7 protein-coding genes are annotated in these 8,316 nt (G+C 67.1%); 4 read left to right on the top strand and 3 right to left on the bottom strand.

What is annotated here, in order from left to right; genetic code table 11:
- Positions 1-361 precede the first annotated feature (361 nt).
- Positions 362-475, bottom strand: a complete 114-nt coding sequence (locus ACFQ4E_RS07975) for a DUF6471 domain-containing protein (RefSeq protein WP_386802419.1) — start codon at positions 473-475, stop codon at positions 362-364.
- Positions 476-732: 257 nt separating this feature from the next.
- Positions 733-1,872, bottom strand: coding sequence for a tRNA 2-thiouridine(34) synthase MnmA (mnmA, locus tag ACFQ4E_RS07970; protein ID WP_386802415.1), 1,140 nt, complete (start codon positions 1,870-1,872; stop codon positions 733-735).
- Positions 1,873-1,992: 120 nt separating this feature from the next.
- Here mnmA and sciP point away from each other — a divergent pair, with 120 nt between their 5' ends.
- From sciP to recG, 4 genes are all read left to right on the top strand, one after another.
- Complete coding sequence (gene sciP, locus ACFQ4E_RS07965; RefSeq protein WP_386802414.1) at positions 1,993-2,271, top strand: CtrA inhibitor SciP; 279 nt, start codon at positions 1,993-1,995, stop codon at positions 2,269-2,271.
- A 95-nt stretch (positions 2,272-2,366) separates the two neighbouring features.
- Positions 2,367-3,098: a response regulator transcription factor CtrA gene (ctrA, locus tag ACFQ4E_RS07960; RefSeq protein ID WP_386802413.1), complete on the top strand. Its 732-nt coding sequence runs from the start codon at positions 2,367-2,369 to the stop codon at positions 3,096-3,098.
- 79 nt (positions 3,099-3,177) lie between these two features.
- On the top strand, positions 3,178-5,334 hold the full coding sequence (gene ligA, locus ACFQ4E_RS07955; RefSeq protein ID WP_386802412.1) for an NAD-dependent DNA ligase LigA: 2,157 nt from the start codon (positions 3,178-3,180) through the stop codon (positions 5,332-5,334).
- Entirely contained in the window at positions 5,331-7,421 is a 2,091-nt protein-coding gene (recG, locus tag ACFQ4E_RS07950) for an ATP-dependent DNA helicase RecG (RefSeq protein WP_386802411.1), read from the top strand. The genes ligA and recG overlap by 4 nt, the downstream gene beginning before the upstream one ends.
- Positions 7,422-7,836: 415 nt before the next feature.
- Here the strand turns inward: recG and ACFQ4E_RS07945 are convergent, their stop codons facing one another.
- The gene (locus ACFQ4E_RS07945) at positions 7,837-8,289 is read right to left on the bottom strand and encodes an iron-sulfur cluster assembly scaffold protein (protein ID WP_386802410.1); all 453 of its coding nucleotides are present in this window, start codon (positions 8,287-8,289) and stop codon (positions 7,837-7,839) included.
- Positions 8,290-8,316 lie beyond the last annotated feature (27 nt).

Here is an 8,316-nt window from a genome sequence, read left to right as displayed (position 1 = left end):
TGCACTGCCGGGCAGCGATGCGAGATCATGTTCGGCAGGCTCAAGGACTGGCGGCGGGTGGCCACGCGATACGACAGGTGCCCCAAGGTCTTCCTCTCGGCCATCGCTCTCGCCGCTATCGTCATCTACTGGCTATGAGTCCTGAGCCTAGCTCGGAGCAGAGGTTTTCTATCTGCTCTTCGGTGTTGCGAGCATAGGTCTCTGAGTAGGCTACATACTCACCTTCAGAATATCCCTTAGATCTTCCCGCTTGAAAAATTCCAAGCACCAAAACGCAGCCGATCAGAAGAAGTGTTGAAGCCGTTACTATCTTAACTCCTGTACCTCTATCACGTTTCGGCATCGCAATAGAAACGCCGCGCTAAACTATCGCCCGGGATAGCTTATTGCGGACGTTCACTTCCTTCTCACTGATTCCAGTCCCCTCCAGCCTTTCAACAAGCTGAGCGTGTGTCACGCTCTTATGCGGCAACATGCGGTGTCCGAAGTTCCGAGGAAGCCTGTTCCTCATCCTGCTTTCCACGTCGATCAAGACCGATCAACCGCCCACCGTTTGGTGCGGTCGCTGAAGAAAAGTGGATATTTTTGGACAGATGAAACCAGGAGGGCGTGCCCGGCCTGGCAAGGCCGGTGCGGGAGGGCGGGTGCGGGACCCGCCCGGGGGGAGATCTGTGGGGCGTCGGGAGGCGTGCAGGGGCGCGGCTGGGCTGACCGGGGTGCGGCGTGGGCGGATCAGTGGCCGCGCCAGATCCAGCCGCCGCCGAGGACGCGGGTGCTCTCGGGGTCGTAGAAGACCGCGGCCTGGCCGGGGGAGACGCCCTCTTCGGGGGTGAAGAGCTCGATCTCGGCCTCGGTCTCGGAGACCGGGCGCAGCACCGCCTCGGCGGGCGGGCGGGTCGAGCGCAGTTTCACCGCGATCTCGCGTGTCTCCGCGCTGGCGAAGGGCGTGTCGCCCAGCCAGTTGATCTCGCGCACCGGCACCCGGCGCGTGGCGAGCCGCTCCTTGGGGCCGACCACGACCTGGCGGGTCTCGGTGTCGAGCTTCACCACGTAGAGCGGCTCGGAGAGCCCGCCGATCCCGAGGCCGCGGCGCTGGCCGATGGTGTAGTGGATGACGCCGGGATGGGTGCCGAGGACGCGGCCGTCCACATGCACGATCTCGCCGGGCTGGGCCGAGCCGGGGCGCAGCTTCTCGATCACCGCGGCGTAATTGCCGTCGGGCACGAAACAGATGTCCTGGCTGTCGGGCTTGTCGGCCACCGGCAGCCCGTATTTCGCCGCAAGCGCGCGGGTCTCGGCCTTCGAGCCCAGATGTCCGAGCGGGAAGCGCAGGAACTCGAGCTGTTCCTGCGTCGTGGAGAACAGGAAATAGCTCTGGTCGCGGGCCGCGTCGGCGGCGCGGTGCAGTTCGGCGCCCGAGGCGCCCATCTTGCGCTGGATGTAATGCCCCGTCGCCATGCAATCGGCATCGAGATCGCGCGCGGTCTCGAGCAGATCCTTGAACTTCACCCGCTCGTTGCAGCGGATGCAGGGCACCGGCGTCGCGCCGCCGAGATAGCTGTCGGCGAACTCGTCGATCACCGCGTCGCGGAAGATGTTCTCGTAATCCAGCACGTAATGCGGAAAGCCCATGCTCTCGGCCACGCGGCGGGCATCGTGGATGTCCACCCCGGCACAGCAGGCGCCCTTTTTCGCCAGCGCCGCGCCGTGGTCGTAGAGCTGCAGCGTGACGCCGACCACGTCATAGCCTTCCTCGGCCAGCTGTGCGGCCACGACCGAGCTGTCGACGCCGCCGGACATGGCGACGACCACCCGGGTCTGGGCGGGCGGCTTGGGCAGGCCGAGCGAGTTGAGCGGGCGGTCGAGGGGCATCGGGCCTCCTTTCTGATCGCGCGGAATATAGGAAAATCCGACACACTAACAAGGCGCGGTTTCACCCGCCGTTAAACGCGATGCGGCAGGGTTTGGCCGATCCAAGATGGAACCCGACCGATGTATCTCAAGAAAATCGACGGCCCCCGCGCCGTGACGCTGCCCGACGGCACCATGATGACCCGCGCCGATCTGCCCGATGCGACGACCCGCCGCTGGGTCGCGTCGCGCAAGGCGGCGGTGGTCAGGGCGGTGCGCTACGGGCTTCTGACCGACGCCCAGGCGATGGAGCGTTACAGCCTCAGCGAGGACGAGCTGGCGGAATGGACCCGCGCCGTCAGCCGCCACGGCGAAGAGGCGCTCAAAGCCACGAGTGTCCAGAAGTATAGACAACTTTAGGTTGTTAAGTTCTGGCGTTTGATTATGGTAAGGAGAGATTAACCAATTGCAGGCAGAGTGGCGCAAGGACGCTGACCCGCCACAGGAGAATTACGATGCGTGTGCTGCTTGTCGAAGACGACCCGACCACATCGAAGAGCATCGAGCTGATGTTGGCCCATGCCAATCTCAACGTCTACTCGACCGATATGGGCGAAGAGGGGGTCGATCTGGCCAAGCTATACGATTACGACCTGATCCTGCTCGACATCAACCTGCCCGACATCACCGGGCACGAGGTGCTGCGCCAGCTGCGCTCGGCACGGATCGACACCCCGATCCTGATCCTCTCGGGCGATGACGACACCGAAAGCAAGCTCAAGGGCTTCGGCTTCGGCGCGGACGACTACCTCTGCAAACCTTTCCATCGCGACGAGCTGGTGGCGCGGATCCACGCGATCATCCGCCGCTCCAAGGGCCATGCGCAATCGGTGATCAAGACCGGCAAGATCTCGGTCAATCTCGATGCCAAGACGGTCGATGTCGCGGGCGCGCCGGTGCATCTGACCGGCAAGGAATACCAGATGCTCGAGCTTCTGAGCCTCCGCAAGGGCACGACGCTCACCAAGGAGATGTTCCTCAACCATCTTTATGGCGGCATGGACGAGCCCGAGCTGAAGATCATCGACGTCTTCATCTGCAAGCTGCGCAAGAAGCTGTCCGAGGCGACGGGCGACCCGAGCTATATCGAAACCGTCTGGGGACGGGGCTACGTCCTGCGCGATCCCGAAAGCGTCGCCATGCCGGTCGACACGGTCGAGACGGGCGGGCTCGCGGCCAGCGCCTGAGCCGCGCGGCAGCGAGGCTGGACGCGGGCCGGGCGCGCGCCTATCACGTGATCCGAACGCAACCCGCTCGGAGCCGCAGATGGCAGCGCAAGAGGCCCCTGTCGACACGCTTGACGAAGATGCCGCGCGGGCGGAATTGGCGCGGCTCGCCGAGATCCTCGGTCAGGCCAATGCCGATTACCACCTGCGCGATGCGCCCCGGATCTCGGACGCCGAATATGACCGGCTGAAACGCCGCAACGAGGCGATCGAGACGCGCTTTCCCGATCTCAAGCGTCCCGACAGTCCGACCGAGCAGGTCGGCGCAGCCCCCTCGGACGGGTTCGACAAGGTCACCCATGCCCGGCCGATGCTGTCGCTCTCGAACGCCTTCGAGGATGCGGAGATCACCGAGTTTGACACCCGCATCCGGCGCTATCTCGGCCTCGGTGACGACGCCGCGCTGAGCTACACCGCCGAGCCCAAGATCGACGGGCTCTCGCTGTCCTTGCGCTACGAAGGCGGCAAGCTCCTGCAGGCCGCGACCCGGGGCGATGGCCAGACCGGCGAGAACGTGACCCGCAACGCGCGGACCATCGACGACATCCCCGAGCGTCTCGCCGGCGCGCCCGAGATCCTCGAGGTGCGCGGCGAGGTCTACATGAGCCATGCCGATTTCGCCGATCTGAACGCCCGGCAGGAGGCCGACGGCGCCAAGACCTTCGCCAATCCGCGCAACGCCGCCGCCGGGAGCCTCCGTCAGCTCGACCCGCAGGTCACCGCCGCGCGTCCGCTTCGCTTCTTCGCCTATGCCTGGGGCGTGCTGTCGGAGCCGCTGGCCGAGACCCAGATGGGCAGCATCGAGCGGCTCGCCGAACTCGGCTTCCAGACCAACCCGCTCACCGCGCTCTGCACCGGCCCCGATGAGCTGCGCGCGCACTACGCCCGGATCGAGGCGCAGCGCGCGACGCTCGGCTACGATATCGACGGCGTCGTCTACAAGGTCGACAACCTCGCCCTGCAGGAGCGGCTGGGCTTCCGCTCGACCACGCCGCGCTGGGCCATCGCCCACAAGTTCCCCGCCGAACTGGCCTGGACCCGGCTCGAGGCCATCGACATCCAGGTCGGCCGCACCGGCGCGCTCTCGCCGGTGGCCCGGTTGACCCCGGTCACGGTCGGCGGCGTGGTGGTGTCGAACGCCACCCTCCATAACGAGGATTATATCGTCGGGCGCGACGCCTCCGGCGCCCCGATCCGCGACGGCAAGGACATCCGGGCAGGCGACTGGGTGCAGGTCTACCGCGCCGGCGACGTGATCCCGAAGATCGCCGATGTCGATCTCTCCAAAAGGCCCGACGACGCGACGCCCTACGAATTTCCGACCACCTGTCCCGAATGCGGCTCCGACGCGATCCGCGAGGAGGGCGATTCGGTCCGCCGCTGCACCGGCGGCCTGATCTGCCCGGCCCAGGCCGTGGAGAAGCTCAAGCATTTCGTCTCGCGCGCCGCCTTCGACATCGAGGGGCTCGGTTCGAAACAGGTCGAACAATTCTACCGCGACGGCTGGGTGCGCGAGCCCGCGGACATCTTCGAGCTCGAAGCGCACTATTCAGACGGGCTCCAGCAGCTGAAGAACCGCGAGGGCTGGGGCGAGAAAAGCGCCGAGAACCTCTTTGCCGCGATCCGCGAACGGCGCCGGATCGAGTTTCACCGCTTCCTCTTCGCCCTCGGCATCCGGCATCTGGGCGAGGTCGCGGCCAAGGATCTCGCCCGCGCCTTCGGCAGCTGGGACGCGCTCGCCGCCGCCGCCGATCGCGCCGCCTCCGAGCCCGCCGCAGACGGCCAGACCCGTGAGGCGCTGGCCCAAAGTCCCGCCTGGGGCGAGTTCCTCGCCATCGACGGGGTCGGCGGCACGCTCACCGACTCCTTCGTCACCACCCTGGCCCAAGACCACGAACGCCGCTCGATCGACCGGCTCGCGGCGCTTCTGGACATCCTGCCTCCCGAGGCGCAGGCCACCGACAGCCCGGTCGCGGGCAAGACCGTGGTCTTCACCGGCACGCTCGAGCGCATGACCCGCGCCGAGGCCAAGGCCCGGGCCGAGGCCCTGGGCGCCAAGGTCTCGGGCTCGGTCTCGGCCAAGACCGACATCGTCGTTGCGGGCCCGGGCGCGGGCTCGAAAGAGACCAAGGCGCGCGAGCTCGGGCTCGAGATCCTCGACGAAGAGGGCTGGCTGAGGCTGATCGGGCAGGCATGAGCGGACGGCCCGAGGTCCTCTTTCCGCTCTTCGGGGCGATGACCGAGCTTGACGGGATCGGACCTAAGACCGCCAAGGCGCTGGAACATATCGACATTCATGCGCCGCGCGACCTCTTGTTCGCGCTCCCGGTGTCCGGTGTCGACCGCGCGCTTCGCTCGACGATCCGCGGCGCGGATCTGCCGAACGTGCTGACCGTCGAGGTCACGATCGGCCAGCACCGCGCGCCGCGAACCCGGGGCGGCGCCTACCGCATCGTCGTCGAGGATGCCGAGACCAGCTTCCAGATCGTGTTCTTCCGCGGCCGCGCCGACTACCTCACCAAGCTTCTGCCCACCGGCCAGCGGCGGATCGTGTCGGGCAAGGTCGAGCTCTTCGATGGCGTCGCGCAGATGGTCCATCCCGATCACGTGCTGCGCGCCGACGAGGCCGACACGCTCCCCGCCTTCGAGCCGGTCTACCCGCTGACCGCCGGGGTGACGCTCCGGACCATGACCCGCGCCATCGCCGGGGCTCTGACGCGCGCGCCGGACCTGCCGGAATGGATCGATCCCGGCCTTCTGGCGCGGGAAGCCTGGCCCGACTGGACCGCCGCGCTCGAGGCCGCGCACCATCCGACCGGCATCCGCGATCTGGCTCCGACCGCGCCCGCCCGCACGCGTCTCGCTTATGACGAGTTTCTCGCGCATCAACTGACCCTCGCGCTCGCCCGCGCGCGGCGCCGCGCCGTTCCGGGTCGCCCGACCCGGGGCGACGGGACGCTGCGCGCGCAGGCGCTCCTGGCGCTGCCGTATCAGCCGACCGGGGCGCAGCGCCGCGCTGTCGACGAGATCGCGGCGGACATGGCCGGGCCTGAGCGGATGAACCGGCTGCTGCAGGGCGATGTCGGCGCGGGCAAGACGCTGGTCGCCTTCCTTGCGCTCCTGATCGCGGTCGAAGCGGGCGGGCAGGGGGTGATGATGGCCCCGACCGAGATCCTCGCGCGCCAGCATCTCGAAGGGCTGCGGCCCCTGGCCGAAAGCGTCGGCGTGACGCTCGACATCCTGACCGGCCGCGACAAGGGCGCCGACCGGCGCACCAAGCTTGCCGCGCTGGCAGAGGGCAGGTTGCAGATCCTGGTCGGGACGCATGCGGTGTTCCAGCAGGACGTCGTGTTCCGCGATCTGCGCCTCGCCATCATCGACGAACAACATCGCTTCGGCGTGCGGCAGCGGCTGGAGCTCGGCAAGAAGGGCGAGAGCGTCGATGTGCTGGTGATGACCGCGACGCCGATCCCGCGCAGCCTCGCGCTTACGCAATACGGCGACATGGAAGTATCGGTCCTCGACGAAAAGCCCCCCGGACGGACGCCGGTGAAGACCGCGCTCATGTCGGTCGAGCGCATGGACGAGATCGTCGCCCATCTGCGCCGTGCCGTGGCCGAGGGGCGGCAGGCCTATTGGGTCTGCCCTCTGGTCGAAGAGAGCGAGGCCGTGGACCTGACCGCCGCCGAAGAGCGCTTCCGGCATTTGCGCGCCGCGCTCGGCGAGGGGCGCGTGGGACTTGTGCACGGCCAGATGCCGCCCGCCGAGAAGGACCGCGCGATGGCCCGCTTCGTCGCGGGCGAGACTTCGGTTCTCGTGGCCACCACGGTGATCGAGGTCGGCGTCAATGTGCCCAACGCCTCGATCATGGTGATCGAGCGCGCCGAGTGGTTCGGGCTCGCCCAGTTGCACCAGCTGCGCGGCCGCGTCGGCCGGGGCAGCGCCGCCTCGACCTGCCTTCTGCTCTACCAGCCGCCGCTTGGCGAGACCGCGACCGAACGCCTGACCACCCTGCGCGAGACCGAAGACGGCTTCCGCATCGCCGAGGTCGATCTGCAGATGCGCGGCGCGGGCGACCTGATCGGCACCGCGCAATCTGGCCTGCCGAGGTTCCGTATCGCCGATCTCGAGGGGCAGGCGGCGCTTATGGCCATTGCCCAGACCGATGCGCGCAAGCTTCTGGCCGACGATCCGAAGCTCGAGACACCGCGGGGCAAGGCGGCGCGCCTGCTTCTCTGGCTCATGCGTCAGGACGAGGCGATCCGCCTGATTCACGTGGGGTAAGTCGACACCTCCTGTCTGTACGTTCCGAAATGTTCACGGATGTTCTCAAAAAGTTCTTTACAGAGCGTGAGGGATATGGGAACAAAGGTGAAACAAAGACGGAGGACGCCATGCTCGACCAGATCAAGACCACGCTCGATCGCTCCCGCGACACGTTGCTGACCGACGCGATCGGCGCGCTTTCGCTGGTGGTGATCCTGTTCGGCGCCCTCCATCTCTGACCCCGTTTTCTGCCTGCGCTTATTGTGCCGGGTGTCACCGCATCACTGTCCCAACCCGATGCGCCGCGACGACATTGCCTGTCCCCGATCGCGATCCGCCACCCCGTCCCAACACAAGACGCGCCACTTTCCCGCCGCCTTCTCCGAAGGCGGCGGTTTTTTTTCATGAGAATTGTCTGGAAAAAAGAGGGCCCTCAGGCCGTCCGCGCCTCTTCGGCGGTCTCGGACGCCTCGACCGCGGCATCCAGCGCCAAAAGGATCGACGCGTGGCGATTCTTGTAGGCCTGCGCCGGACGCAGCACTTCCAACCCGTCGAAAGGCGCGGGCGGGGTCGGCCCGTCTTCCTTGAGCATCGCCTTCAGCGCATCGCGTGCAGCCATGATCTCGGCCCGCGAGCGCCCGACGATCGCGCCTCCCACGACCGACGCGGCCGCCTGCCCAAGCGCGCAGGCCTTCACGTCTTGCCCATAGGCCGACACCCGGCCGTCCTGCATCGACAGATCGACCGTCACCGTCGAGCCGCAGAGCGGCGAGCGCTTCTTGACCGTCGCGTCCGGCGCTTCGAGCCGTGCGGTGTTCGGGATGTCCGCCGCCAGTTCCAGGATGCGCTGCGAGTAAAGCTTGATCAGGTCGGTTTCGCCGGACATGGCTTTTCCTTTTCGGTGCTGGCTCAT

This window comes from Litorisediminicola beolgyonensis (genome assembly GCF_042679605.1).
Lineage (GTDB): Bacteria > Pseudomonadota > Alphaproteobacteria > Rhodobacterales > Rhodobacteraceae > Litorisediminicola > Litorisediminicola beolgyonensis.
This window is presented reverse-complemented; position numbering and strand designations above follow the sequence as displayed.

Coding starts and splice junctions, on each gene's coding strand:
- ACFQ4E_RS07975 (WP_386802419.1), bottom strand. CDS start 475: ATGTTGCCGCATAAGAGCGTGACACACGCTCAGCTTGTTGAAAGGCTG.
- mnmA (WP_386802415.1), bottom strand. CDS start 1,872: ATGCCCCTCGACCGCCCGCTCAACTCGCTCGGCCTGCCCAAGCCGCCC.
- sciP (WP_386802414.1), top strand. CDS start 1,993: ATGTATCTCAAGAAAATCGACGGCCCCCGCGCCGTGACGCTGCCCGAC.
- ctrA (WP_386802413.1), top strand. CDS start 2,367: ATGCGTGTGCTGCTTGTCGAAGACGACCCGACCACATCGAAGAGCATC.
- ligA (WP_386802412.1), top strand. CDS start 3,178: ATGGCAGCGCAAGAGGCCCCTGTCGACACGCTTGACGAAGATGCCGCG.
- recG (WP_386802411.1), top strand. CDS start 5,331: ATGAGCGGACGGCCCGAGGTCCTCTTTCCGCTCTTCGGGGCGATGACC.
- ACFQ4E_RS07945 (WP_386802410.1), bottom strand. CDS start 8,289: ATGTCCGGCGAAACCGACCTGATCAAGCTTTACTCGCAGCGCATCCTG.